This window comes from Streptosporangium sp. DT93, from assembly GCF_049844535.1.
Classification (GTDB): Bacteria; Actinomycetota; Actinomycetes; order Streptosporangiales; family Streptosporangiaceae; genus Streptosporangium.
On the sequence record NZ_JBNCLF010000010.1, the window covers coordinates 69,317 to 94,119 of the forward strand.

Consider the following 24,803-nt stretch of genomic DNA (forward strand, 5'->3'; position numbering starts at 1 on the left):
GCGGGTGGTGCCGGGGACGGGCTACCGTACTCAGGGTGTACGTGAAGATCTGCGGGCTCCGCGAGCCCGGACATGTGACGGCCGCCGTCGAGGCGGGCGCCGACGCCATCGGGTTCGTCCTCACCAGGAGCTCACGGCGGGTCACCCCCGCGCGGGCGCGGGAGCTGGCCTCGGCGGTCCCGGAGCACGTGCTGACCGTGGCGGTGTTCGCCGGGGAACCGTCCGGGGAGGTCCGCGCCGCCGCGCTGGAGGCAGGGGTACGCGGGATCCAGCTCCACGGCGACCACCCGCACGAGGACTTCACCGCGCTCAAGGACCTGGGGCTCACCCTGGTGCGCGCCGGGGCGGCGAGCACCGACCTGCGCTGCGGCGCCTTCGACGAGGACCTGCTCATCGTCGACGCGCCGAGACCCGGTTCGGGCGAGCCGTGGGACTGGGCGGCGGTACGCGGCCGTCCGGCGGGCCACTGGATGCTCGCGGGAGGGCTGGACCCGTCGAACGTGGCCGGGGCGATCGCCGCGGCCCGCCCGTGGGGGGTGGACGTGTCGAGCGGGGTGGAGGTCGCGCCCGGTGTCAAGGACGCCGGGCTCATCGCGGACTTCGTCGCCGCCGCCCGCGGCGCCGAGGGGCCCTGACCGGCGGCGGGTGCGTGGCCGACGGTGGCGGGGGAGGGGTGTTACCGGCGGCGGGAGCGGGCCGTTCGGTCCGAGGCTCAGCCTCGCCCGAACCACCGGAGGAGGGAACGCCGCCGGGGCGGCGGGGCGGGGGCGGGGGCGGGCTCCTCCACGGCGGGGTGGCGGGTTCGCCGGTCGGCGACGACCTCGTCCACGTCGAGGAGTGGCTGGACGAGCGGCGGGCCCGACAGGGTCCTGCCGTGACTCTCGCGGATCCGGTCGTTGATCTCCTCGATGATCCTGCGGGCCTCGGCCTCCGTCCGCGCGTCCACCGCGGCCGCCCGCGCCCTCTCGGCGTCCTTGCGCAGTGCGAGCGTCCCCGGCAGGGGGAACGACAGGTTCTCCTCCCTCATCTTCTGCTTGACCCACCACAGCTCGTCGGGCTGCCTGCCCGCGTCGGGAAGGGGCTTGCCCGCGCCCGGCAGGTTGTCGAACTCCCCGCGTTCGGTGGCCTCGCGGATCTGCCGGTCGATCCACGTCTCGAAGCCGACCCCGAGGGGTTTGCGGTCCGTCACGGTCGGGCCTCCTGTCGCGGTCGGTGACGTCTTCGAGGGTAATCGGCGGTTCCCCGGGGGCGGGTGGTGGACCCCTCCGCGATTCTCACCCGCTCACCTGCCGGCGGAACGGCCCGCCTGTCCACGACGTTGCCAAAGTAGTCAACCATGTTTACTATATAGACAACCACATTGACTGTTTCGCCGCGTGCGTCAGCCGAGCCCGGCTCCCGCGCCCGGTGAGTCCCAGAGAGAAGGTCCCGATGCCCTCCGACGTCTTCGTCGCCCACACCGCCGACAGCGCGCCGTCCGACATCCGTCCCACCGTCGAGGCGGTGACGCGCAAGTTCGGCTACCTCCCCGCGCCGGTGGCCCTGATGGCCGACTCCCCGCAACTGCTCAAGGGGTTCCTGGCGGCCTCGGCCTCGTTCGAGCAGGCCACCCTCGGACAGCTCGAACGTGAGATCGTCATCCTGACCGTCGCCACCCGGAACCGCTGCCACGTCTGCGTGGCGATGCACACCGCCACGCTGGCCGGGCTGGAGGCTCCGCCCGAGCTGGTCGAGGCGCTGCGGGCCCGGAGGCCCCTGGCCGACGCGCGGCTGGAGGCGGTGCGGCGCTTCACCCTCGCGGTCATGGACGGCCTGGGCGCGGTGGACGAGAAGGAGACGCGCGCGTTCCTCGACGCCGGCCACACCGCGCGCAACGCGCTGGAGGTCGTTCTCGGGGTGGGCGCCTACACCATCTCGACGTTCGCCAACCGGCTCGTCGAGGCGCCCCTCGACCCCCAGTTGAGCGCCTTCGCGTGGGACGGCGAAGGCGCCTGAGCGCTCCTTGCCATCGGAGCGCCCCTCGGCGTGCCGGGACGGATGTTCCGGGGTGGTCGAGTCGTTCCGGGACAGGCGTCCGGTGTCAGGCGTTTCAGGCCGGGCGTCTCACGGCAGGCGGCCCAGGGCGTCGGCGATCGCCTGGCGGAGCATGTCACCGTACGGGCCCTCGGGAAGGTCGTGGACCCGGTCGGCGGCCAGCCGGAAACAGCGGCGGGCCTCGTCGGGATCGCCCAGCAGCTCGTGGGAGGCGCCGATGTTGAGGTGCAGCGAGGGGTAGAAGGGGAGCACCCGCTCGTCGGCCACCGCGTCGGCGTGCTTGAGCGAGATCTCGTTCCAGCGCAGCGTCTCCTCCGCCGACTCCTGATGGCGCGCGACGTAGTGGGCCGCCACGCAGGCGTCGAAATCGTCGGTCCGTTCCAGCCACGCCTGCTCGAACAAACGCAGCGCGTCCTCGGGACGGCCGTCGGCCTCGGCCTCCATGCCCTGGGCGCAGAGTCCGACCACGGGGTTGTCAGGGTCCACGATTCCCACCTTCCTGTCGTACGGGGTCGGCAGACTACGGGCCGGGACCGACAGAATCGCCGCCGGCGGAGCCAGGACCGGGAAACCGCGACGGACCGGGCCGGGACCTACGGAGCCGGGGCAGGCGGTCCGCCTCCCACCTCCCTGGCGGCCCGCCTCCCGCGTGCCTGGCGGCCCGCCTCCCGCGTGCCCGGCCGATCCGTCCAAGAGTCTCCAAACTCCCCGCCAGGACACCGTCATCCGGCGAGGAGAACGCCGTTCCCCGCGCCCGCTCCCGCACAATGACCACGATCCCGCGTTCCACGCCGCCCGGCGCGGGGCGGGGACGGGCCGGTGGGCGGCACGACGGGGCACCGTCCCGCCCCCCGCCCCGTCCCCTCGTCCCGCCCACCGGCCGGGCGGGCTCACACGGGGGCGGTTCCACGACGGGCATCAAGGACGTGACGCATGCACATCGATCTCACCGGCAAGACGGCGCTGGTCACCGGGTCCACCCAGGGGATCGGGGCGGCCATCGCCACCGGCCTGGCACGGGCGGGCGCGACCGTGGCCGTGAACGGCCGCACCCCGCAGACGGTGGAGGCCGCCGTCGGCGCGCTACGCCTGAAGGTGCCCGGGGCCCGGGTCCTGCCCGTCGCCGCAGATCTCTCCACCGAGGCCGGTGCCGACCGGGCCGTCGACCTGGTGCCGGATGCCGACATCCTGATCAACAACCTCGGCGTCTTCGGGGTGCAGGACGCCCTGGAGATCACCGACGACGAGTGGCGGCGCTTCTTCGAGGTGAACGTGCTGGCGGCGATCCGCCTCACCCGCGCCTACCTGCCGGGGATGATGGCGCGGTCCTGGGGTCGCGTCCAGTACATCGCCAGCGACTCCGCGGTCGTGACACCCGTGGAGATGATCCACTACGGGATGTCCAAGACCGCCCTCCTGGCGGTCTCGCGCGGCTTCGCCAAGAAGGCCGCGGGCAGCGGGGTCACGGTCAACTCCGTCATCGCCGGTCCGACGCACACCGAGGGGGTGGAGGACTTCGTCTACGATCTCGTCGACCGGGACCTGCCCTGGGAGAAGGCCCAGCGCGCCTTCATCAGGGAACACCGCCCCCAGTCGCTGCTGCAACGGCTGATCGAGCCGGAGGAGATCGCCGACATGGTCGTCTACCTCAGCTCCCCGCAGGCCTCCGCCACCACCGGCGGCGCCCTGCGGGTCGACGGGGGCTACGTCGACGCCATCCTTCCCTGAACGTCCCGCTTCCGGCGGTCACCGGCACGGCCACGAGCGCGAGCCACGGCCATGGGGTACGCGGGCATGGCCACGAGCGCGGGTCACGGGCGCGGGTTACGAGTGCGAGCCGGCCACGAGTGAGGACACGGCCGGCCACGGACACGGGTGCGCCCGCCCACGAGGGGGACTCGCGGGGGAACGAGGGGGAACGGGGACGCGGGCGAGGTCAAGTGTTCGTCGGTGAACGCGGGGATAATCCGGCGAAATCGGCGGGTAAGGACGCTTCGTGAACGATCAGGAGATCATCCCGGGGCCGGACACGCCCGGCGTACCGGCGCGCTGAGCACGGCGAGCCGTGCCTACGCCGCCTCCGCCGCCCCCGCCGCCTCCGCCGACCCCGTCGAACCCACCCCCGTCGCGCCGGTCGCCCCCGTTCTTCCGGCGGGCCGCCGACCGGCTGACCGACGCCGCCCCCGGCTGGCTGGTGGAGACGGTCCGTCCCGCTCCCGCCGCCCTCGAATGGTGGCCGATGCTGCGCATGGCGGTGGCGGTGACCCTCCCGCTGGCGGCCGGGTTCGCCACCGGGCACGTCGTGGCCGGCCTGCTGCCCGCCATCGGCGCGATGAACGCCGGCATGGCCGACCGCGGCGGGCCGTACCGGGTCAGGATCACCCGGATGGCGGCGGCCGGCACCGCCGGCGCCCTGGGGTACCTCGTCGGGACCACGGTTCGCGACCACGGCTGGTGGGTCGTGCTCACCGTGGTGGTCGTCTCGGTGGTGTCGGCGCTGATCAGCACGAGCGGCGCCACCGGCTCGGCGGCCGGCCTGCAACTGCTGGTGATGACCGTGCTGTCCATCGGCATCGAGCTGCCGGGATCACCGCTCCTGAACGCGCTGGCGTTCCTGCTGGGCGTGGGATGGGTGATCGTCCTGGGGGCCGCGGAGTGGCCGTTCCATCCCCGGGCGCCCGAGGAGACCGCGGTGGTCGCGGTCTACCGCGCCCTCGACGCGCTTCTCGGCGGCGGCACGAGCGGCACCGGCGGCCCCGGCGGCACCGGCGCGCTGGCCGCGTTCGACGCCGCCCTCAAGAGCGGGTACGACACCGTCCTCGCGGCCCGCTCCCCGGCGGCGGGGCTGGACGCGGAACGCACCCGCCTGGTCGCGCTGCTGAACCAGGCCTCACTGATCCGCAACGCGCTGCTCTCGCTCTCCCACGAGGGACGTGAGCCGCCCGGCGCGTTCGCCGACGCCGTCCGGGAGGTCACGGCCTCGCTCACCGGCGGGCCCGCCCCGCGGGCGCCGCGTCACGCGTGCGACTCGCCCGCGATGCGCGCCCTGTGCTCCGCGGTGGAGGGGGCCGTGGAGCTGGTCTCCGGCGCCGAGGTGGCCGACGAGCAGCTGCCGTACGAGAGGATCGGCCACCGCGCACGGCTCCGGGCCACCCTGCAGAGCATGTGGTACGGCCACCTGGTCCGCGTCTACACGCTCAGGCTGGGACTCTGCATGGGCGTCGCCGCGGCGATCAGCCGGTTCGGCTGGTTCGAGCGGTCCTACTGGATGACGCTGACCGTCGCGCTGGTGCTCAAGCCCGACTTCGGCTCGGTGTTCGCCCGCGCCGTGCAGCGCGCGCTCGGAACCCTGGCGGGCACGCTGGTCGGCACCCTGATGCTCCTGGTGGTGCCGTACGGCGCGCTGCTCCTGGTGCCCGTCGCGGTGTGCGCGGCGCTCCTGCCGTACGGCGTGCAGCGCAACTGGGGTCTGGTGTCGGCCTTCCAGGCGCCGCTGGTGCTGCTCCTGGTGGACCTGCTGACCCGGGGCGGGCCCGGGCTGGGCGTCGTCCGGCTGGTCGACACGCTGGCCGGATGCCTGATCGTCCTGCTGCTGGGCTACCTGCCGTGGCCGACGAGCTGGGAGGCGCCGGTCGGGCCGCGCTTCGCCGACGCCGTCTCGGCCACCGCGGGCTACCTCCGGTACGCCTTCGACCCCGGGCACACCGGCCGGGCTCTGCTCCGCCGGGGGGTGTACGACGCCCTGGCCGACCTGCGGACGGTGTTCCAGCGGGCGATGACCGAACCGCCGGTGGTCAGCCGGCGCGTGACCACCTGGATGCCCGCGATGACCGCGCTGGAACAGGTGGCGGACGCGACCGTCGCCACGGTCGCGCGGACCGAGCGCGGTGCCTCGCCGCCGCCGGACACCGCCGTCCAGAACCTGGCCCGCTGCCTGGACGATCTCGCCAGGGACGTCCGCGCCGGGCGGGAACCCCGCGATCCGGCGTACTGCGAGGAGAAGAGCCTGGAGCGGGTCGACTCCGCGGTGCGCGCCCTGCGCGACACGGTCTCGGCCGACCGGCCCGGCTGACCGGCCCGGCTGACAGCGGCTCCCCGGCCCGAGGGCCGGGGAGCGCGCGTCAGAAGAACAGGCTGAGCAGCAGGACGAACACCAGGCCGGCCACCGAGATGATCGTCTCCATCACCGACCAGGTCTTGATGTTCTGCCCCACGGTGAGCCCGAAGTACTCCTTGACCAGCCAGAACCCCGCGTCGTTGACGTGCGAGAAGAACAGCGATCCCGCGCCGATGGCGAGCACGAGCAGCGAGGTCTCCCCGACGCTGAGGTTGGCGACCAGCGGGGCGAGGATGCCGGAGGCCGTGACGGTCGCGACGGTCGCCGACCCCGTGGCCAGCCGGATGAGAACGGCGACGAACCAGGCCAGCAGCAGTACCGACAGGCCGCTGTTCTGCACCCAGGTGGCGATGAGGCCGCCGATCCCGGTGTCGATCAGGGTCTGCTTGAAACCGCCGCCGGCGGACACGATCAGCAGGATGCCCGCGATCGGGGGCAGCGACTGTTCCAGCGACTTCGCGACCGCCTTCCGGTCCATGCCCGCGCCGAGACCCAGGGTGAACATCGCCACGATGACGGCGATGAGCAGCGCGATCAACGGCGTGCCCAGGAAGTCGAGCACGCTGCGGATCGGGTTGCCCTCTGCCAGCAGGATGTCGGTGAGGGCCTTGCCCATCATCAGCGCCACCGGCAGCAGGACCGTGGCGAGGGTGACGCCGAACGACGGCCTGCGGGTGTCCTCGGCCGCGGGGCGGGTCTCGTAGAGCTCCGGCGGCGGCACGTTCACCCAGCGGGCCGCGTACTTGGCGAACAGCGGCCCGGCGATGGCGACGGTCGGGACGGCGACGAGCACGCCCAGCCCCAGCGTGATGCCGAGATCGGCCTTGAGGGCGTCGATGGCGACCAGCGGCCCGGGGTGGGGCGGGACCAGCCCGTGCATCACCGACAGGCCCGCGAGCGCGGGGATGCCCACCTGGATCAGGGAGACGCCGGAACGGCGCGAGACCAGGAAGATGACCGGCATCAGCAGCACGAGGCCGATCTCGAAGAACATCGGCAACCCGATCAGGGCGCCCACCGCGGCCATCGCCCAGGGCAGCGAGCGAGGGGTGGAACGGCCGACGATCGTGTCCACGATCTCGTCGGCCCCGCCGGAGTCGGCGAGCAGCTTGCCGAACATCGCTCCCAGCGCGATGAGGGTGCCCACCCCCGCGGCGGTACTGCCGAACCCGTCGGTGAAGGCGGCGATGGTGTCGGCCATCGACAGGCCCGCGACGGCCCCGACGGCCAGCGAGCCGAGGGTCAGGCTCAGGAAGGGGTGCAGCTTGAAGTACGTGATCAGCAGGACGATCAGCGCGATGCCGATGAGCGCCGCCGGGATGAGCCGGCCGGCGGAGGCCGCGGGGGGTGCGGTCAGCGTGGTCAGCGTGGCCAGGACGGTGCCGCTCATCACGCGTTCCCCGGCCGGTCGGTGGTCCCGGGAGCGGAGGTCTCCCCGTCTCCCGGAGCCGCCGTCGCGGCGGAGCCGTCCGTGGCGTCCGCGGTGTCCGCGGCGTCCAGGTAGGCCTCCACGAGGTCGTCGACGGACAGGGAGAAGTCGAGGACCATCCCGTGCTCGTCGGGCTCCAGGGGCTCCAGGGTCTTGAACTGCGAGTCGACCAGCGAGGTGGGCATGAAGTGCCCGGGGCGACCGGCCACCCTGCGCCGTACGGCGTCGATGTCACCGTGCAGGTGGACGAAGCGCACCGACGGCGCGGCCTCCCTGAGGATGTCGCGGTAGCTCCGCTTGAGGGCCGAGCAACTGGCGACGCCGCCGGTGGCGGCGTGCTCGGCGAGCCAGACGCCGATGGCCCGCAGCCACGGCATCCGGTCGTCGTCGTCCAACGGGATGCCGGCCGACATCTTGGCGACGTTGGCCTCGCTGTGGAAGTCGTCCGCGTCGGCGAAGGGCAGCCGCAGCCGCTGGCCGAGGGCCGCTCCCACGGTGGTCTTCCCCGAGCCGGTCACGCCCATGACGACGAGCAGCGCGGCACCGGGAGCCGGTGCGGCGGGATTCTGGTTGGGGTTCGTGGCTCCTCCGCTCCCTTGGAGGCACGAACTGCGGCCGTATCCCCTGCGGGATGCGGCGGCGGCACGGCCGTGCCTTGAGGATGTTGATGCCGTGTTTCATGCCGGCGTGTCCCACATGCCCGCACGTCGTGACCCGAAACTCAGGCGTCACACGGGCCCGTCTTCTTTCCCGAGTCCAAAGACGATCTCTGGAATCCGCGGAGCGGGGGCGGGGCACAGCCTCCCCATGGCTGACACCGCGATCGTCGACGTCGACGGCACCCTGGTCGACACCAACTACCAGCACGCGCTGGCCTGGTCCAGGGCGTTCGGCCGCCACGACGTGTGGCCGCCGCTGTGGCGCATCCATCGGCACATCGGCATGGGCGGGGACCAGTTGGTGGAGGCGGTCGCCGGCGAGGAGGTCGAACGGCGGCACGGTGACGCGCTGCGGGACGCCTGGGTGGAGGAGTTCGACGTCTTCCTCGACGAGGTCAGGCCGCTGGAGGGCGCCACCGGCCTGCTGGACGAGCTCGGCAGGCGCGGGTTCACCATCGTGCTGGCCTCGTCCGGGAAGCCCCAGCACGTCGAGCACTTCCTCGACCTCGTCGGCGGCCGCTCGCGCTGTGCGGCCTGGACCACCTCCGAGGACGTCCAGAAGGCCAAGCCCGCCCCCGACCTGCTGAAGGTGGCGATGGACAAGGCCGGCGGCACCTCCGGGGTCATGGTGGGCGACTCCTCCTGGGACTTCGTCTCCGCCCGCAGGGCGGGCATCCCCGGCATCGGCCTGCTGACCGGAGGGTTTCCGGACGCGGACCTGCGCGAGGCCGGGGCGGACCACGTCTTCGACTCCCTGCCCGACCTGATCGCCGGTCTCGACCGCACCTCGCTCCGCGCGCCCCGCTGAGATCGCGGGTCCCGCTGGGACCGCACGCTCTGCCGGAACCGTGCTCCGCCGGGACCGCACGCTCCGCTGGAACCGTGCTCTGCCGGAACCGTGCTCCGCCGGGACCGCACGCTCCGCTGGAACCGTGCTCTGCCGGGACCGTGCTCCGCCGGTACCGGGCGGCCGGTGGCGGGGCTCAGCTCCAGGGCAGCGCGCCGCGGGTGGACCAGTAGCTCTCCGGCTCCTCGGCCAGCCCGGCGAGCCGCTCGTCGAGCCCGGCGTCCCAGGCGACGCCGGTCGCGGCGAGGTTGTCGCGCAGCTGACCGGCCGAGACCGCGCCGCTCAGCACCGTCCCGGCCCACGGGCGGGCCAGTACGGCCGCCAGCGCGAGCGCGTCCGGTGTGACGCCCCGCTCGCGTGCGGCGTCCCCGAGCGCGGCGGGCGCCGCGCGGGCGGTCAGCCGCCCGTTCGCCACGCCCTCCTTGACGATGACGCCCAGGCCCGCCCGGTGTGCCCGCGCCAGTGCCTCGCCGGCCGAGCGTTCCAGCAGGTTCCACGTCGACTGCACGGTGTCGAAGACCCCGGTGCCGACCGCCCGGTCGATCGTCCCGGCCTGGTGCGGCCCGCTCGTCGACAGGCCGACCGCGACCCCCTCCGCCCGCAGCGCGCGCAGCCCGTCGAGCACGCCCCCGTCGTCGAGGACGCCGCTCTCCGCCGTCGCCGAATGGATCTGGTAGAGCGACAGGTGATCGCCGAGCAGGGCGCGGGTCTGCTCCAGCTGGACGCGGAACCGGTCGGCGGTGAGCTCCTTCACCTCGTGCCGTTCGGCGTCCATGCGCCAGCCGCCGACGTAGGCGTACCCCCACTTGGAGCCGACGGCCACCGCGTCCGGGGCGATGCCGCGCTCGCGCAGCCAGCCCGCGAGGAACTCCTCGGCGCGCCCGTACGAGCGCGCCGTGTCGAGGTAGCGCACTCCGGCGGCCCACGCGGCGTCCAGCACGGCCCAGGTGCGCTCGCGCATCGCCGGGACGTCGCGGTCGCCGCCGAGGTCCTCGGCGCGGCCGAGCGTGATGTAGGCGGGGCGGCCGAGCGCGGCCAGCCCCAGGCCGACCCGCGTCACGGCCGGGCCGCTGCGCCCCAGCGGGCGCCGGACCAGCGCGTTCATGCGCGCCAATATAGCGGCCGTCACCGCCGGGACGGCCCGGCGGCCTCGGGCGCGCCACGCCGTGGATCTTCCTTGACAGGCATACCGGTGGAACCTACGTGCGAATCCGGGGTTCGCGCCCCCTGTGACGCGGGCGGGCCGGCCGGGGTGCGGAGAGGCGTCGGCGGCGCGTCACGTAAGGCGGCACGGGGGTGCGTCATGGCGACGCGTCGCGACGGTACGTCGCGGGGGTGTGCCGTGGCGACGCGTCGCGGACCTGTCACGACGGTACGTCGACGGGCGGAGACGAGGGGAGACGGTCATGCGGGATGTGCTTCTCGCGATCGGCACGCGCAAGGGCCTGTTCCTGGCCCGTTCCTCCGAGGGCGGCCCGTTCGAGGTCGATCCGGTCCGGTTCTCCACGATCGGGGTCCCCTCGGTCGCGATCGACACCCGCGGCCCGGTGCCCCGGATCCTCGCCGGGATCGAGTACGGCCACTTCGGCCCGTCCGTGCTGCGGTCCGACGACCTCGGCGGGAGCTGGCAGGAGGGCGTCAGCGCTTCTGGTGCTCCCGGTGCCTCGGGTGCTTCGATCTCCTTTCCCGAGGCCACCGCGACGGCGCTCACCCGGGTCTGGCAGCTCCAGCCCTCCGCGTCGGAGCCGGAGGTGGTCTGGGCCGGTGCCGAGCCGGGGGCGCTGTTCCGCTCCGAGGACCGTGGCGTCACGTTCTCGCTGGTGGAGGGACTGTGGAACCACCCGCACCGGTCACAGTGGCAACCCGGTCAGGGCGGGCTCTGCCTGCACACCGTGCTGGTCCACCCCGGTGACTCCAAGACCGTGCTGGTCGCGGTGTCCGCGGGCGGGGTCTACCGCACCGAGGACGGCGGCACCTCCTGGCGGGCGGCCAACCGGGGGATCCGTGCCCCGTTCCTGCCCGAGGGCGCGCAGTACCCCGAGTTCGGGCAGTGCGTGCACAAGGTGGACATGCACCCCTCCCGGCCCGAGCGGCTCTTCCTGCAGCACCACGGCGGCGTCTACCGCAGCGACGACTTCGGCGACTCCTGGACGCCCATCGGGGCCTCCCTCCCCTCCGACTTCGGCTTCCCGCTGGTCGTGCACCCCGACCGGCCCGACACCCTCTACGTCTTCCCGCTCCAGGGCGACCAGGACCGCACGCCCCCCGGCCACCGCTGCCGGGTCTTCCGCAGTGACGACGCGGGCGGATCGTGGCGGGCCCTGGAGGAGGGGCTGCCCGCCGGGCCGGTCCACGCCGCCGTACTGCGCGACGCCATGTGCGCCTCGGCGGGCGGGGTGTTCTTCGGCACCCGCGACGGAGAGGTGCACGGCTCGTGGGACGACGGGGAGAGCTGGTTCCCGGTCGCCGCTCACCTGCCGGACGTGCTGACCGTACGGGCCGCCGCGATCTGAACGGGCTCCGCCCTCGCCTCCCGTTCGCGACGGGGCCCGGCCGTTTTCAGCTCCCCCCGATCTCCGCTCCGAAGAGACCGTTTCGCCTTTCTGTCTTCCTTAATTTCCTAATTATACGATTTCTGGATTTTTGCTGACATGACAGTGAAAAGTAGGAAATAAATATTTTCTGGGAATGGCGTGAAGAGGCTCGGCCGGAGCAGTCGTGGAGGGCGTATGAGGAAGTGGGGAGCCGCGGTCGTCGCGGTGCTGGCGGTGCTCGTCCTGGGCGTCGCGGGGGCGCGGGCGGTGGCCAGGGACGCGTACGAGATCTGGCTGGTCGACCAGTCCGACAGCGCAGGTCTCACCCACGGCGGCACCGTCCACGTGTACTCCGGCGCCGACGTCACCGGGCGGCTGTCCGCCGCCCGGCCCCTGCACGTGATCGACCTCGGCGGCGCGACCTCCGCCCTGTGCCTGGCGAGCACCGGCAGCGTCCCCGTACGCCCCCACATGATCGTTTTCAACAAGGCCGACACCCACGCCGCGCTCGCCTTCGTCGCCAGCGGCCACGTGGTCGTCTTCAACGCCGCCACCCGCGCCCCGCTGGCCTGCCTGCGCACCGAACCCGGGGCGGGCGGGGCCCGGCAGGCCCACGCCGTCTGGCCCACCGAGGACGACAGGTACCTGATCGTCTCCAACCAGAACGGCAAGAAGCTCGAGCGCATCACCACCGACTACGCCGCGGGCGTCTTCACGACGCAGCCGGCCGCCACCCTGGACATGGCCGGGTGCGTCACGCCGAACGGCCTGCCCTGCCAGGCCCCGGCCGTCCGGCCGGACAACGCGCCGATCTGCCCGTTCATCGCCTCCGACAACGGCCCGGTCTTCGTCAGCCTCCGCGGCGGCGGGCTGCTCGTGGTCGACTGGCGCACCACGCCGATGTCGATCGTGGGGGAGTACGACATGACCAGGGTCCCGGCCAACGGCTGCGGCTTCATCGAGGCCGCGGGCACCGTCTTCGGGAACGGCGGCGGCGGCGCACCGGGCAACCTCGACCAGTTCAGCGTCTTCCGGCTGCCGATGAGCGGCTACTCGCCGGCCGCCCCGCCGAACACCCCGCCCGTCCAGCGGCTCTTCGACGACGACACGCCCGAGCGCGACGCCCACGGCGTGCTGGTCGCCGGCGACGAGCGCCACGTGTGGGTCGGTGACCGCGACGCCAACGTCGCCGAGGTCTTCAACGGGGCAAGCGGCGCCCGCGTCGGCACCGTCGACCTGACCTCGCCGTTCAGCGCGGACCCCACGGTCGACCTCTTCGCGGTCTCGCCCGACGAGCAGTGGGCCTTCGCCTCGACGCGGGGCCCGAACCCGCTCTCCGGCGACCCGCACTCCTCGCACGGGACGAACCCGGGCATGCTCATCCTCAAGCTGAACGGCAACGGCAAGAAGGGCAAGGTCGAGGGCCTGGTCCCGATCTCCAACCTCGACTCCTCCGGCGTCCAGCGCGCCGACGCCCACGGCATCCGGCTCCGCCGTACGGGCTGACCGAGGCCGGGCCCACCGCCCGGCCCGCCCGGCCCGTCCGGCCCGCCTGGTCCGCCCGGCCCGCCTGGTCCGCCTGGTCCGCCGTCCGGCCGGGTGACGGGCCAGGCGGCGCCCGGGCGGTGTGGCGGGCCGGGTGAGGGGCCGTCAGCCGGTCCGGACGCTCAGCGTGAGGTCGCGTCCCAGGACACCGGCGAGCCGTTCGCGCTCGGCCTCCAGCGTCGCGCGGGGCACGTCGCACTCCTTCCACACCGTGACGGCCAGGACGTCCTTCTCCGCGGTCCAGGTGCCGCGGACCCGGCCCCCGCCGACCACGACCGGCGAGATCCATCCGGCCGCCCTGCTGACCTCGCCGCGTCGTGACGGGGGGACGACGGCGGCCTCCCCGGTGCCGGGTCCCAGCACGTACTGGTCGAAGGCCGGAAGCAGGCGGACCGTGTCCGTGGGCCGGGTGGCGCGCAGGTCGTCGAGGTCCTCGGCCCGCGCGTAGGCGTCCCGGCCCTCGATCTCGACCGTGGTGATCCGGTCGCCCAGCGCGGCGACCCACGAGCGCAGGTCGGCCTTTCTGAGTGCGCCCCGGTAGAGCCACTGGTCGAAGCTCTCGATCGGCGCGGGCCCGTACGCGGCCAGGTAGGCCGGGATCACGATCCCGGCGGCCTCGACGGGGTCCGGCAGGCCGGGCCACGCGGGCAGGTAGGTGTCGGGCCGGGTGAAGGTGACCGAGGTGCCGTCGGCGGGCCCGTGGCAGAGCACTCCCCGGAACGCCAGCGGTTTGAGCACGGTACCCCAGCCGGAGCGCAGGTGCTCGGCGACGCTCTCGTCACCGGTGGCGTCGATCACCCGGGCGGTCAACTCCTCGCGGGTGAGCACCGTGCCGTCCAGGGCACGGTGGGCCGCCTCGCCGATGGCCTCCAGCCGGTCCGCGGTGACGAAGGCACGCTGCCAGGACCCCTTCTCCCAGCTGCGGGTCGAGGCCAGCAGGCTCAGGTAGGCGGCGGCCTCCTCGACGGGCAGCAGGTGCAGGGTGCCGCGCATCGCCCAGGTCTTCATCAGCCTCCGGCCCGCCAGCGCCTCCTCGACGCTCTCACGCCGCGGCTCGCGCTGCCGGACCCCCACGGCCGTCCGGGCGGCGGAGGCGACCTGCGCCTGCACGCCGCACAGGCGGCTCACGATCGCCACGGGGTCGTCGGTCTCGGGCTTCTCCAGCATGTGCCTGTTCATCCGCCAGGCGAGGACGTCGTCCCAAGTGATCTTCACGCGGTCTCCTGGCTCGAGGGGGTGGCGCCCATGACACCACCTGGCGGGACCGCCTGGCGACACCGCCGGACGTTCCCCCCCGGGCCCGCCCGGGCTCAGTGGGCCGTCAGGCGGTTCGCCTCGTCCTTGGAGACACCGTAGGCGGCCCCGCAGAACGTGCACTGCGCCTCGTACCTGCTCCGGACCGGGAACAGCGGGATAAAGAACAGGCTGAACTTGGTGACCCGCCTGGTCAGCACCTGGGCCGCGGTGTTGCCACAGGTGGGGCAGGCGCGGGTCAGCACACCGAGGCGGTGAAGAGCGGTACGGAAACCGAAGATGAAGAACATCCTGAAGGACTACCCCGTTCGGAGCCGGTATGCCTCCACCTCGCCGGATCGGCGTATCCGCAGGTCAGAGAGGGGGATCGCTGGACCGGAGCGGGTAAACCGGGTGTAATGAAAGGACCGTTCCACGACGGGGACGTTCCGGATCCTCCCCGGCCGTCCCCGGCTCGAAGAACACCCGCGACAGCCCCCGGTCGCCTCCGTTTCGGAGAACACCGTCGATCCTCGCCGGCCCGCTTTCGTCTCGAAGGAGATCGGCGACCCGCCCCCGGCCTCCCCCTCACACCGCCCCGCCCGCCCCGGCTCGACCTCATCCGACCCCCAGGGAGCCAGTCGTGCTCGACGACGCCCCGCTCGTCTCCGTTCCCCGTCCCGCCACCCGCCGGCTCCAGCCGTTCCTGCACGATCTCGTCGCCGTGGTGGCGGCCCCCACGGTCGCGCTGAGCGGCGCCGACGGACAGATCCGCCCGGCCGGGGTCCAGGGGCTGTTCCACGCCGACCGGCGCGCCCTGTCGCGGGCCGTCCTCACCGTCGGCGGGTACGAGCCCGCGGCCGCCGGGCACGCCCTGCGGGGGTCGGGCGGCGCCGGGTTCGTCACGCTGGCCCGCGGGCTGGGCGATCCCGGCGCCGACCCCACGGTCCGCGTCGAGCGCACCCGGCGGGTCGTGCCAGGTGGCATGGAGGAGAGCGTGGAGATCGTCTCCGCCGCCGAGACCCCGGTCCGCGCCGAGGTCGTCCTGGAACTGGACTGCGACCTCGCCCCGATCGACGCGGTGAAGTCCGGCGGGGAGCCCGCCGCCCTCCCCGGGCCGGTCGTCGCGGAGATCACCGGTCCCGGTGAGATCACCTGGAACGGCGACGGCGTCCGGGTGACGGTGACCGGCGAGGACGCGCGGGCCGGGACGGCCGCCGGAGGGCGCGCCGCGTTCCTGCGCAGGCCGGTCGCGCTGGAACCCCGCGGCCGCGTCACGTTCCGCTGGCGGGTCGCGGTACGCGATCCACGGGCCGTGGTCGTCGCGCCGTCCCGACCCGCCGAGTGGGCGGCGGGGGAGGGGGAACCGGGGCTCGTCGCCGACGACCACCGCCTGGAGCGGCTGTTCGAGCGGTCCCTGCACGACCTGCGCTCGCTCCGGCTGGCCGAGCCCGCCGCCCCCGGCGACGCCTTCCTCGGGGCGGGCGTGCCCTGGTACCTCACCCTGTTCGGGCGCGACAGCATCTGGGCCGCCCGGATGCTGCTGCCGCTCGGCACCGAAACGGCCCTCGGCACCCTCCGCGTGCTGGCCCGCCGCCAGGGGACGCGGGTGGACCCCGGCACGGGCGAGGCGCCGGGGAAGATCCTGCACGAGCTGCGCCGGGAGGCGTTCACGGCCGGTGACGACGGCCCGCGCCTGCCCGCCGCCTACTACGGCACGATCGACGCCACACCGCTGTGGATCTGCCTGCTGCACGACGCCTGGCGCTGGGGCGCACCCGTCGCGGAGATCGCGGCGCTCCTGCCCTGCCTGGAGGCCGCCCTGGGCTGGCTCGGCGAGCACGCCGACCCCGTCGGCGACGGATTCGTGCGGTACGCCGACCCCGGCGGCCGGGGCCTGGCCAACCAGGGCTGGAAGGACTCCGGCGACGCGCTGCGCTTCCACGACGGCCGTCGCGCCCGGCCGCCGATCGCGCTCGCCGAGGTCCAGGGGTACGCCTGCCAGGCGGCCCGCTGCGGCGCCGACCTGCTGGAGGCGTTCGGCCGGCCCGGGGCGGCCCGTCACCGCGCGTACGCCGCCGCGCTGGCCGGTCGCTTCCGGGAACGGTTCTGGACCGACGGGCCGCACGGCCGGTTCCCCGCCCTGGCGCTGGACGGGGACGGCCGCCCGGTGGACGCGCTGACCAGCAACATCGGCCACCTGCTCGGCACCGGCCTGCTCGACGAGGCCGAGGAGGCCCGCGTCGCCGACCTCCTGGTCGTCCCGGAACTGGCGGGGGGTTTCGGGCTGCGCACGATGTCGTCGGACGCGGGCGGTTTCAACCCGCTGTCGTACCACTGCGGGTCGATCTGGACGCACGACACCGCGATCGCGGTCGCCGGGCTGGCCCGCGCCGGGTTCGCCGCGCGGGCGGCGGTCCTGGCCCGGGGGCTGCTGGCCGCGGGCGAGGCGTTCGGCCACCGGCTCCCCGAGCTGTTCGGCGGGGACGACCGGGAGGCGCTCGGGCGTCCCGTCCCCTACCCGGCGGCCTGCCGCCCGCAGGCGTGGTCGGCCGCCGCCGCGGTGACGCTGGCGCACGCCGCGCTCGGCCTGCACCCCGACGTGCCCGGCGGCCGGGTGCTGCTGCGGCCCCTGGAGGGAACCCCGCTGGGAGCGGTCTCGCTGAGCGGGCTGCGGGTCGCGGGCGAGCCGGTGAGCGCGTCCGTCGACCGGGAGGGCAGGGCCGCCGTCACCGGTCTCCCGGCGGGAATCCGCGTCGTCCACGTCCCGCCCCCCGACAGGTCCGCGGTCCGTGTCCCGCCCTCCCCCAGGTCCGCCGTCACCGGCTCGCCCCCCGAAGACCCCGCCGGCCCGTCCCCCGGAGGCCCCGCCGTCACCGGCGGCGCAGCGCCGCCTCGGTGACCGCGGGCGGCGCGTACCCGACGTCGGCCGGGCTGATGCCCGTCCCCGGCGGGACCAGCTCGTCGATCGCGTCCAGCACGTCCGGCGAGAGCGTGACCTCGTCGGCGCCGAGCTGGCTGGTGAGCTGCTCCAGCGTGCGCGGCCCGATCACCGCCGAGGTCACGGCCCGGTGGGAGAGCACGAAGCCCAGCGCGAGCTGGATCATCGAGATGCCCGCCTCGTCGGCCAGGGCCACCAGCCCCTCGACGACGTCGAGCTTGCGGGAGCGGATCTCCTCGGCCTTGAAGTCGAAGTGGTCGCCGTCGCGCGAGGCGCGGGAGTCGGCCGGCATCGGCGCGTCGCGGCGGTACTTGCCGGTCAGCCAGCCGCCGTTCAGCGGGCTCCAGACCATCACCCCCAGGTTGTAGCGCTCGGCCACCGGCAGCACCGCGGCCTCGGCGTGCCGGGCGAGGATCGAGTACGAGGGCTGCTCGGTGGAGAACCGCTCACGGCCGCGGCGTTCGGCGACCCACTGGGCCTCGACGAGCTCCTCGGCCGGGAAGGAGGAGGTGCCGATCGCCCGTACCTTGCCCTGGCGTACCAGGTCCGACAGGGCGCCGAGGGTCTCGTCGATGTCGGTGCGCGGGTCGGGGCGGTGGACCTGGTAGAGGTCGATCCAGTCGGTGTCCAGGCGCCGCAGGCTGTCCTCCACGGCCCGCATGATCCAGCGGCGGGAGTTGCCGCGCCGGTTGGGCGAGTCGTCCATGGCGTTGTGGAACTTCGTGGCGAGCACGACCTCGTCCCTGCGGCCCTTGATGGCCTTCCCGAGGATCGTCTCGCTCTCGCCGAACGCGTAGATGTCGGCGGTGTCGATGAAGTTGACGCCCGCGTCCAGCGCGGTGCCGACGATGCGTTCGCACTCGTCGCGATCGGTGTTCCCCCACGCCCCGAGCATCATCGTGCCGAGACAGAGCGGGCTGACCTGGATGCCGGTACGGCCAAGCGTGCGATGGTTCACGGCCTCGATCCTGCCAGCCGCCACCCGGCCGCCTCCGGCCGGGTCAGCCGGGACCCGCGACATCCGCGCAGGTAGGAGATGCGGAGGCCACCCGTCCGAGGCCACCTCCGGAACCCCGTCCGGCCTCCTGGCCGGGTCCGGTCGCCGTTCTGTGCATTTGTACGTGGACGGCGCGCCCGCTCCGGTGCGGAGATGGGCGCGTGACGGGTACGGAGGCGGAGGCGTCGATGGGCGAGGTGCGGGATCGGACACCGCTCGGCAACAGTCCGGTCTTCGACACCGGGGATCTCGACGAGGCCCGGGAGCGGGTGGCCGCGGTGTTCTGCCCCCACCGCCTGGATCTCACCGGCGACGCCTCCCGGCTGGCCGCGCGCCTCAACTCGGCCCGGCTGGGCTCGCTGCGGGTCACCTACCTCGACTACGGGGCGGACGTCCGCATCGAGCCGGGGGAGCTGGAGTCCTTCTTCCTGGTGCAGATCCCGCTGGCCGGGCGGAGCCTGATCCGGTGCGGCGAGCAGGAGATCGTGTCGACGCCCGGAATGGCCTCGCTGCCGTCGCCGTCGGAGCACCTCGACATGCGCTGGGCGGCGGGCTGCCCCCAGCTGATCGTGAAGTTCGACCGGCCGGTCGTCGAGGGCGCCGTGGAGCGGATGCTCGGGGAGCGGCTCGACGAGCCGGTCGTCTTCGACCTGGGCGTGGACATGACGGCGGGCTGGGCGCGGGCCTGGAGAGGCATGGTCGACCTGGTCGTGAGCGAGGCCGAGCACGGCGACGGGATCGCCGCGCAGCCGCTGGCCGTGGCCCACCTGGAGAACGCCATGATCACCTCCCTGCTGACCGGGCAGCCGTCCAACTACCGGGACCGGCTGACCGCGCCCCGGCCCGCGGCCGTGCCCAAGGTGGTGCGCCGGGCGATGCGCCACATCGAGGACAACGCCCACCTGCCGCTGACGACCGACGACGTGGCGCGCGCCGTGGCGGTCAGCGGGCGCTCCCTGCAGGAGGGGTTCCGCCGCCACCTGGGCCTGTCCCCGATGACCTACCTCAGGGACGTGCGCCTGGACCGCGTCCACCGGGAGCTGGCGGCCGGTGACCCGGCCGGGTGCACGGTGACCGGGGTGGCGGCCCGGTGGGGCTTCCTGCACCAGGGGCGGTTCGCCGCCCTGTACCGCGCGCGCCACGGCCAGGCCCCGTCGCGGACACTGCGCGGCGGCGGTAGTGGTGGCGGTGGCGTGGAGATCGGCGGTGGCGGTGACGACGGCACCGGCGCCGGCGAGAAGTCCGCGCCAGACGGACGTAACCCGCGCTGAACGGATGGCGGGGGCGGCGGCGTCCGGCATACCGTTCTCTCAGGCGCCGCTCGACCGTTCACCTCCCTCCCACCTCTCGCGAAGGACACGTCATCATGCGCAGAATCCTCATCGTCGGCGCCGGTCAGGCCGGCCTCCACCTCGCCCTCGGCCTGCTGCGGAACGGCTACGACGTCACCGTCGTCTCCAACCGCACCCCCGAGGAGATCCGCGACGGCCGGGTCACCTCCAGCCAGGCCATGTTCGGCACCGCCCTCGGCCACGAGCGCGCCCTCGACCTGGACCTGTGGGCCGGCGACTGCCCGCCCATCGACGGCATCCAGTTCGCCATGGCCGGCCCGGACGGCCCGGCCCTGCACTGGGCGGCCCGGCTCGACGCCCCCGCCCGCTCGGTCGACCAGCGGCTGAAGATGCCCGCCTGGATGGCCGAGGTGGAACGCCTCGGCGGCAAGATCGTCATTCACGACGCCGGCGTGGAGGACCTGGAGGAGTACGCCTCCGGCTACGACCTGGTCCTGGTCGCCGCGGGCAAGGGACCGATCGCCTCGCTCTTCGAGCGGGACGCGCCGCGCTCGCCGTACCGGGCCCCGCAGCGGGCCCTGGCCCTCACCTACGTCAACGGCCTCGCACCGCGGCCCGAGTACTCCGCGGTCTGCTTCAACGTGGTCCCCGGGGTCGGCGAGTACTTCGTCTTCCCCGCGCTCACCGTCACCGGCCCGTGCGAGATCATGGTGTTCGAGGGCGTCCCCGGCGGGCCGATGGACTGCTGGGCGGACGTCTCCACCCCCGCAGAGCACCTGGCCAGGAGCCGGTGGGTGCTGGAGACGTTCCTGCCGTGGGAGGCGGAGCGCTGCGGCGACGTCGAGCTCACCGACGAGGGCGGCACGCTGTCGGGCCGCTTCACCCCGGTCGTGCGCAGGCCCGTGGCCACGCTGCCGTCGGGGGCGGCGGTCCTGGGCGTGGCGGACGTGGTCGTGCTCAACGACCCGATCACCGGGCAGGGCGCCAACAACGCCGCCAAGTGCGCGGCCTCCTACCTGGCGGACATCCTGGAGCACGGTGAGCGCCCGTTCGACGCCGCCTGGATGGAGCGCGCCTTCGAGCGCTACTGGCAGGACGCCAGGCACGCCACCACCTGGACGAACGCGCTCCTGGCGCCCCCGCCGCCGCACGTGGTGAACATCCTGGGCGCCGCAGGGCAACTGCCCGAGGTGGCCTCCCGCTTCGTCAACGGCTTCGACGACCCCTCCGACTTCGCGGACTGGTTCCTGGACCCGGCCGGCTCGGCCGGCTACCTGGCGCGGGCCGGGCGGGGGGCGGCGTGATGCGGGCCACGGAAACGACGGGAGCCACGGGAGTGACGGAAGCGGTGGGAGCGGCGAGATCCTTGCGGGACGCCCTCGGGCAGTTCGCCACCGGGGTGGCGGTGATCACCGCCGTCACCGGCCGGGGCGACCGGCTGGGCGTCACCGTCAACTCCTTCACCTCGGTCTCGCTCGACCCGCCGCTGGTCCTGTGGTGCCTGTCCAGGCGGGCCCCCAGCGCGCCGGCCTTCGCCGAGGCGGGCCGGTTCGCCGTCAACGTGCTGGCCGCCGACCAGGAGCACCTGTCGCGGCGGTTCGCCACGCCGCTGCCCGACAAGTTCGCCGGGGTGGAGACCCGCCTCACCCCGGCCGGGGTGCCGGTGCTCGCGGGCACCCTCGCCCACTTCGCCTGCCGCACGGTCACCACGTACGAGGGAGGCGACCACCTGATCTTCGTCGGGGAGGTCGAGCACTTCCACGGGACACCGGGCGGCGAGCCGCTGGTCTTCCACTCGGGCACCTACCGGGCCGTCTCCGTACCGGAGCGGGACGGTGAGCCGGGGACGGCGCGGGACAGGGAGCCGAACGGGGGGCGGGGCAAGGCGGCGACGCCGTCCGGCGCGGTCACGGCCCGCAGGACCGGCCGGGCGCGGGCGGCGGGCCGCGACGTGGTTGGGGCGGGCAGGCCGGGGTAGGACCGCACCGTGGGACCGGGGAGGTTCATCTCCCGCTGGCCGGTGATCCGGCAGCTCAGGGGTGAGGACGGCAGGGGCGACGCCGCACGCTCGGCGCGCACCGACGCGCTGCGGCCCCGCACCGAGGAGGCCGACACCGTCACCCGGTCGATCTGCCCGTTCTGCGCCGTCGGATGCGGCCAGCTCGTCTACGCCAGGGACGGCCGCGTCACCCAGATCGAGGGCGACCCCGACTCACCGATCTCCCGGGGTCGCCTCTGTCCCAAGGGGGCGGCGAGCAAGCAGCTCGTCACCCACCCCGGCCGGCAGACCCACGTCCTCTACCGGCGCCCGCACGGCACCGGCTGGGAGCGGCTCGACCTCGACACCGCCATGGACATGATCGCCGACCGGGTCGTCGCGACCCGGCGGGCGACCTGGCAGCAGGAGCACGAGGGGAAGACGGTCCGGCGCACCATGGGCATCGCCAGCCTGGGCGGGGCGACGCTGGACAACGAAGAGAACTACCTGATGAAGAAGCTGTACACCGCCCTCGGCGCGATCCAGGTGGAGAACCAGGCCCGTATTTGACACTCCTCCACGATCCCCGGTCTGGGGACCAGCTTCGGGCGTGGCGGCGCCACGGACTTCCAGCAGGATCTGGCCGAGTCCGACTGCATCGTCATCCAGGGCTCCAACATGGCCGAATGCCACCCGGTGGGTTTCCAGTGGGTGGTCGAGGCCAAGGCGCGCGGGGCGAAGGTGTTCCACATCGACCCGCGCTTCACCCGTACCAGCGCGATCGCCGACCGGTACCTGCCGATCCGCGCCGGGACCGACATCGTGCTGCTCGGAGCGCTGATCAACCACGTCCTCACGCGTGAGCTGGACTTCCGCGAGTACGTGCTGGCCTACACCAACGCCGCGTCGATCATCTCCGGGGACTTCGAGGACACCGAGGACCTCGACGGGCTGTTCTCCGGCTTCGACGCCGAGACGCGCGCCTACGACCCGTTGAGCTGGTCCTACGAGAGATCGGCCGAGGAGACGTCCGGGGGAGACGAGGACCTGGAGGGCGGCCGGAAGCATTCCGAGGCCGCGGGAGGCGAGCAGTACGGCTCGGGCGGCGCCCCGGCCCCGGCCAGGCCGTCGGCCGACCCGACGCTGCGTCACCCCCGGTGCGTCTACCAGATCCTCCGGCGGCACTTCGCCCGCTACACCCCCGAAATGGTCCGGGAGGCGTGCGGCATCCGCCCGGAGGACTTCGCCGAGCTCGCCGACGCGATCACCGCCAACTCCGGCCGGGAGCGCACCACCGCCTGGGCGTACGCGGTCGGCTGGACCCAGCACACCGTGGGCGCCCAGTACATCCGCGCGGCGTCGATCCTGCAGCTCCTGCTGGGCAACATCGGCCGGCCCGGCGGCGGCATCCTGGCGCTGCGCGGCCACGCCAGCATCCAGGGCTCCACCGACATCCCCACCCTGTTCAACCTGCTGCCCGGCTACCTGCCGATGCCGCACGCCCACCGCCACGAGGGGCTGGACGACTACCTCGCCAAGGCCGGGGCCGACACCGGCTTCTGGGGCAGGAAACGCGCCTACACCGTCAGCCTGCTCAAGGCGTGGTGGGGTGAGGCCGCCACCGCCGAGAACGACTTCTGCTTCGGCCACCTGCCGCGCGTCACCGGCGACCACGGCCACTTCACCACGGTGATGGCGCAGATCGACGGCACGGTCAAGGGCTACTTCGTGGTGGGCGAGAACCCGGCGGTGGGCTCCTCGGGCGGCCGGGCGCAGCGCCTGGGCCTGGCCAACCTCGACTGGCTGGTGGTGCGCGACCTGACGCTGGTGGAGACGGCCACGTTCTGGAAGGACGGCCCGGAGCTGCGGACCGGGGAGACGCGCACCGAGGACATCGCCACCGAGGTGTTCTTCCTGCCCGCCGCGAGCCACGTGGAGAAGGAGGGCACCTTCACCAACACCCAGCGGTTGCTGCAGTGGCGGCACAAGGCCGTCGAGCCGCCGGGCGAGTGCCGCAGCGAGCTGTCGTTCTACTACCACCTCGGCAAGCGCATCAGGGCGCGGATCACCGACGACGAGATCGACCGGCCGCTGCGCGAGCTGACCTGGGACTACCCCGAGGAGGGCGAGCACGCCGAACCGTCGGCCGAGGCCGTGCTGCGCGAGATCAACGGCGTCGGCCCCGGCGGCCGGGCCCTGTCGGCCTACACCGAGCTCGAACCCGACGGCTCCACCGCGTGCGGCTGCTGGATCTACTGCGGGGTCTACGCCGACGAGGTCAACCAGGCGGCCCGGCGCAAGCCGCACGGCGAGCAGAGCCGGGTGGCCCCCGAATGGGGCTGGGCCTGGCCGGCCAACCGGCGCATCCTCTACAACCGCGCCTCCGCCGACCCCGAGGGCCGCCCGTGGAGCGAGCGCAAGGCCTACGTGTGGTGGGACGCCGAGCGCGGGGAGTGGACCGGTCACGACGTGCCGGACTTCGAGCGGGACAAGCCGCCCGGCTACCTGCCGCCCGAGGGGGCGCTCGCCGAGGCGGCGCTGGCCGGCACCGACGCGTTCATCATGCAACCCGACGGCAAGGGCTGGCTGTTCGCCCCCTCGGGCCTGGCCGACGGGCCGCTGCCCGCGCACTACGAACCGCACGAGTCCCCGGTGCGCAACCCGCTGTACGCGCAGCAGGCCAACCCGGGCCGCCGGACGTACCGCAGGCCGGAGAGCCCCTACAACCCGCCGGAGTCGCCGCGTTTCCCGTACGTGCTGACGACCTACCGGCTCACCGAGCACCACACCGCGGGCGGCATGAGCCGGCCGCTGGCCTACCTCGCCGAGCTGCAGCCCGAGCTGTTCTGCGAGGTCTCCCCGGAACTGGCCGCCGAGCTGGGGCTGGTCAACGGCGGCTGGGCGACGATCGTGACGAGCCGCACCGCCATCGAGGCCCGCGTCCTGGTGACCGGGCGGGTACGCCCGCTGCGGCTGCGGGACGGCACCGTCCACCAGGTCGGCCTGCCCTACCACTGGGGCTGGGGCGGCGGGGGGCTGGTGACCGGCGACGCCGTCAACGACCTGATGCCCCTCGTGCTCGACCCGAACGTCTACATCCAGGAGAGCAAGGCCATGACCTGTGACCTGCGGCCCGGCAGGCGGCCCACCGGCGGGGCCCTGCTCGCCCTGATCGAGGAGTACCGCCGTGGCTGAAC

The 24,803-nt window shown here is 73.7% G+C and carries 20 protein-coding genes; 12 read left to right on the forward strand and 8 right to left on the reverse strand.

The genetic code is table 11. The features are described from left to right. Nucleotides 1–35 precede the first annotated feature (35 nt). The gene (locus tag ACLQ2R_RS21865) at nucleotides 36–635 is read left to right on the forward strand and encodes a phosphoribosylanthranilate isomerase (RefSeq protein WP_425962123.1); all 600 of its coding nucleotides are present in this window, start codon (nucleotides 36–38) and stop codon (nucleotides 633–635) included. Nucleotides 636–712: 77 nt separating this feature from the next. Here the strand turns inward: ACLQ2R_RS21865 and ACLQ2R_RS21870 are convergent, their stop codons facing one another. Further along, nucleotides 713–1,189: a DUF1992 domain-containing protein gene (locus tag ACLQ2R_RS21870; protein ID WP_425962125.1), complete on the reverse strand. Its 477-nt coding sequence runs from the start codon at nucleotides 1,187–1,189 to the stop codon at nucleotides 713–715. Nucleotides 1,190–1,431: 242 nt separating this feature from the next. Here ACLQ2R_RS21870 and ACLQ2R_RS21875 point away from each other — a divergent pair, with 242 nt between their 5' ends. Then, the gene (locus tag ACLQ2R_RS21875) at nucleotides 1,432–1,995 is read left to right on the forward strand and encodes a carboxymuconolactone decarboxylase family protein (protein ID WP_425962127.1); all 564 of its coding nucleotides are present in this window, start codon (nucleotides 1,432–1,434) and stop codon (nucleotides 1,993–1,995) included. A gap of 108 nt (nucleotides 1,996–2,103) precedes the next feature. Here ACLQ2R_RS21875 and ACLQ2R_RS21880 read toward each other — a convergent pair whose 3' ends face one another. Further along, nucleotides 2,104–2,520 (reverse strand): hypothetical protein, encoded by a 417-nt coding sequence (locus ACLQ2R_RS21880; RefSeq protein WP_425962129.1) that lies wholly within the window; start codon nucleotides 2,518–2,520, stop codon nucleotides 2,104–2,106. A 447-nt stretch (nucleotides 2,521–2,967) separates the two neighbouring features. On the opposite strand from ACLQ2R_RS21880, the gene ACLQ2R_RS21885 reads away from it, so the two are divergent. Next, complete coding sequence (locus tag ACLQ2R_RS21885) at nucleotides 2,968–3,762, forward strand: SDR family NAD(P)-dependent oxidoreductase (protein WP_425962131.1); 795 nt, start codon at nucleotides 2,968–2,970, stop codon at nucleotides 3,760–3,762. Nucleotides 3,763–4,099: 337 nt separating this feature from the next. Continuing rightward, a complete protein-coding gene (locus tag ACLQ2R_RS21890) occupies nucleotides 4,100–6,106 on the forward strand; it encodes an FUSC family protein (RefSeq protein ID WP_425962133.1) in 2,007 nt (668 codons plus the stop codon). 49 nt (nucleotides 6,107–6,155) lie between these two features. Here ACLQ2R_RS21890 and ACLQ2R_RS21895 read toward each other — a convergent pair whose 3' ends face one another. Both ACLQ2R_RS21895 and ACLQ2R_RS21900 read right to left on the reverse strand, forming a co-directional pair. After that, nucleotides 6,156–7,541: a GntP family permease gene (locus tag ACLQ2R_RS21895; RefSeq protein WP_425962135.1), complete on the reverse strand. Its 1,386-nt coding sequence runs from the start codon at nucleotides 7,539–7,541 to the stop codon at nucleotides 6,156–6,158. Continuing rightward, the gene (locus ACLQ2R_RS21900) at nucleotides 7,541–8,104 is read right to left on the reverse strand and encodes a gluconokinase (RefSeq protein WP_425962137.1); all 564 of its coding nucleotides are present in this window, start codon (nucleotides 8,102–8,104) and stop codon (nucleotides 7,541–7,543) included. The genes ACLQ2R_RS21895 and ACLQ2R_RS21900 overlap by 1 nt, the downstream gene beginning before the upstream one ends. A 283-nt stretch (nucleotides 8,105–8,387) precedes the next feature. Here ACLQ2R_RS21900 and ACLQ2R_RS21905 point away from each other — a divergent pair, with 283 nt between their 5' ends. Further along, a complete protein-coding gene (locus tag ACLQ2R_RS21905) occupies nucleotides 8,388–9,047 on the forward strand; it encodes an HAD family hydrolase (RefSeq protein WP_425962139.1) in 660 nt (219 codons plus the stop codon). A gap of 175 nt (nucleotides 9,048–9,222) precedes the next feature. Here the strand turns inward: ACLQ2R_RS21905 and ACLQ2R_RS21910 are convergent, their stop codons facing one another. Continuing rightward, entirely contained in the window at nucleotides 9,223–10,191 is a 969-nt protein-coding gene (locus ACLQ2R_RS21910) for an aldo/keto reductase (RefSeq protein ID WP_425962141.1), read from the reverse strand. Between the two features lie 301 nt (nucleotides 10,192–10,492). Here ACLQ2R_RS21910 and ACLQ2R_RS21915 point away from each other — a divergent pair, with 301 nt between their 5' ends. Together ACLQ2R_RS21915 and ACLQ2R_RS21920 are read left to right on the forward strand one after the other, a co-directional pair. Beyond that, nucleotides 10,493–11,599 carry a WD40/YVTN/BNR-like repeat-containing protein gene (locus tag ACLQ2R_RS21915; RefSeq protein WP_425962143.1) on the forward strand — a complete coding sequence of 369 codons (1,107 nt, stop codon included), beginning with the start codon at nucleotides 10,493–10,495 and terminating at the stop codon, nucleotides 11,597–11,599. Nucleotides 11,600–11,815: 216 nt separating this feature from the next. Then, on the forward strand, nucleotides 11,816–13,126 hold the full coding sequence (locus ACLQ2R_RS21920) for a hypothetical protein (protein WP_425962145.1): 1,311 nt from the start codon (nucleotides 11,816–11,818) through the stop codon (nucleotides 13,124–13,126). 144 nt (nucleotides 13,127–13,270) lie between these two features. Here the strand turns inward: ACLQ2R_RS21920 and ACLQ2R_RS21925 are convergent, their stop codons facing one another. Both ACLQ2R_RS21925 and ACLQ2R_RS21930 read right to left on the reverse strand, forming a co-directional pair. After that, complete coding sequence (locus tag ACLQ2R_RS21925; protein ID WP_425962147.1) at nucleotides 13,271–14,380, reverse strand: winged helix DNA-binding domain-containing protein; 1,110 nt, start codon at nucleotides 14,378–14,380, stop codon at nucleotides 13,271–13,273. 95 nt (nucleotides 14,381–14,475) lie between these two features. Then, nucleotides 14,476–14,709: a zinc-ribbon domain-containing protein gene (locus ACLQ2R_RS21930; RefSeq protein WP_386238950.1), complete on the reverse strand. Its 234-nt coding sequence runs from the start codon at nucleotides 14,707–14,709 to the stop codon at nucleotides 14,476–14,478. Between the two features lie 332 nt (nucleotides 14,710–15,041). On the opposite strand from ACLQ2R_RS21930, the gene ACLQ2R_RS21935 reads away from it, so the two are divergent. Continuing rightward, nucleotides 15,042–17,300 (forward strand): glycogen debranching N-terminal domain-containing protein, encoded by a 2,259-nt coding sequence (locus ACLQ2R_RS21935; RefSeq protein WP_425962149.1) that lies wholly within the window; start codon nucleotides 15,042–15,044, stop codon nucleotides 17,298–17,300. On the opposite strand, the gene ACLQ2R_RS21940 is transcribed toward ACLQ2R_RS21935, so the two are convergent. Further along, nucleotides 17,272–18,297 carry an aldo/keto reductase gene (locus ACLQ2R_RS21940; protein WP_425962151.1) on the reverse strand — a complete coding sequence of 342 codons (1,026 nt, stop codon included), beginning with the start codon at nucleotides 18,295–18,297 and terminating at the stop codon, nucleotides 17,272–17,274. The two genes, ACLQ2R_RS21935 and ACLQ2R_RS21940, sit on opposite strands and share 29 nt — an antisense overlap. Before the next feature lie 200 nt (nucleotides 18,298–18,497). Here ACLQ2R_RS21940 and ACLQ2R_RS21945 point away from each other — a divergent pair, with 200 nt between their 5' ends. The 4 genes from ACLQ2R_RS21945 (at nucleotide 18,498) to fdh (ending at nucleotide 24,801) form a co-directional block, all read left to right on the forward strand. After that, a complete protein-coding gene (locus tag ACLQ2R_RS21945; RefSeq protein WP_425962153.1) occupies nucleotides 18,498–19,607 on the forward strand; it encodes an AraC family transcriptional regulator in 1,110 nt (369 codons plus the stop codon). 95 nt (nucleotides 19,608–19,702) lie between these two features. After that, complete coding sequence (locus ACLQ2R_RS21950; protein ID WP_425962154.1) at nucleotides 19,703–20,932, forward strand: styrene monooxygenase/indole monooxygenase family protein; 1,230 nt, start codon at nucleotides 19,703–19,705, stop codon at nucleotides 20,930–20,932. Between the two features lie 62 nt (nucleotides 20,933–20,994). Then, nucleotides 20,995–21,606: a flavin reductase family protein gene (locus ACLQ2R_RS21955; RefSeq protein WP_425962156.1), complete on the forward strand. Its 612-nt coding sequence runs from the start codon at nucleotides 20,995–20,997 to the stop codon at nucleotides 21,604–21,606. A gap of 9 nt (nucleotides 21,607–21,615) precedes the next feature. Further along, nucleotides 21,616–24,801 (forward strand): formate dehydrogenase, encoded by a 3,186-nt coding sequence (fdh, locus tag ACLQ2R_RS21960; RefSeq protein WP_425962158.1) that lies wholly within the window; start codon nucleotides 21,616–21,618, stop codon nucleotides 24,799–24,801. Nucleotides 24,802–24,803 lie beyond the last annotated feature (2 nt).

Excerpts from the sequence above, each read along its gene's own strand:
- ACLQ2R_RS21950 (WP_425962154.1), top strand. The coding sequence starts at position 19,703 with ATGCGCAGAATCCTCATCGTCGGCGCCGGTCAGGCCGGCCTCCACCTC.
- ACLQ2R_RS21915 (WP_425962143.1), top strand. The coding sequence starts at position 10,493 with ATGCGGGATGTGCTTCTCGCGATCGGCACGCGCAAGGGCCTGTTCCTG.
- ACLQ2R_RS21920 (WP_425962145.1), top strand. The coding sequence starts at position 11,816 with ATGAGGAAGTGGGGAGCCGCGGTCGTCGCGGTGCTGGCGGTGCTCGTC.
- ACLQ2R_RS21885 (WP_425962131.1), top strand. The coding sequence starts at position 2,968 with ATGCACATCGATCTCACCGGCAAGACGGCGCTGGTCACCGGGTCCACC.
- ACLQ2R_RS21910 (WP_425962141.1), bottom strand. The coding sequence starts at position 10,191 with ATGAACGCGCTGGTCCGGCGCCCGCTGGGGCGCAGCGGCCCGGCCGTG.
- ACLQ2R_RS21900 (WP_425962137.1), bottom strand. The coding sequence starts at position 8,104 with ATGGGCGTGACCGGCTCGGGGAAGACCACCGTGGGAGCGGCCCTCGGC.
- ACLQ2R_RS21905 (WP_425962139.1), top strand. The coding sequence starts at position 8,388 with ATGGCTGACACCGCGATCGTCGACGTCGACGGCACCCTGGTCGACACC.
- ACLQ2R_RS21895 (WP_425962135.1), bottom strand. The coding sequence starts at position 7,541 with ATGAGCGGCACCGTCCTGGCCACGCTGACCACGCTGACCGCACCCCCC.
- ACLQ2R_RS21930 (WP_386238950.1), bottom strand. The coding sequence starts at position 14,709 with ATGTTCTTCATCTTCGGTTTCCGTACCGCTCTTCACCGCCTCGGTGTG.
- ACLQ2R_RS21875 (WP_425962127.1), top strand. The coding sequence starts at position 1,432 with ATGCCCTCCGACGTCTTCGTCGCCCACACCGCCGACAGCGCGCCGTCC.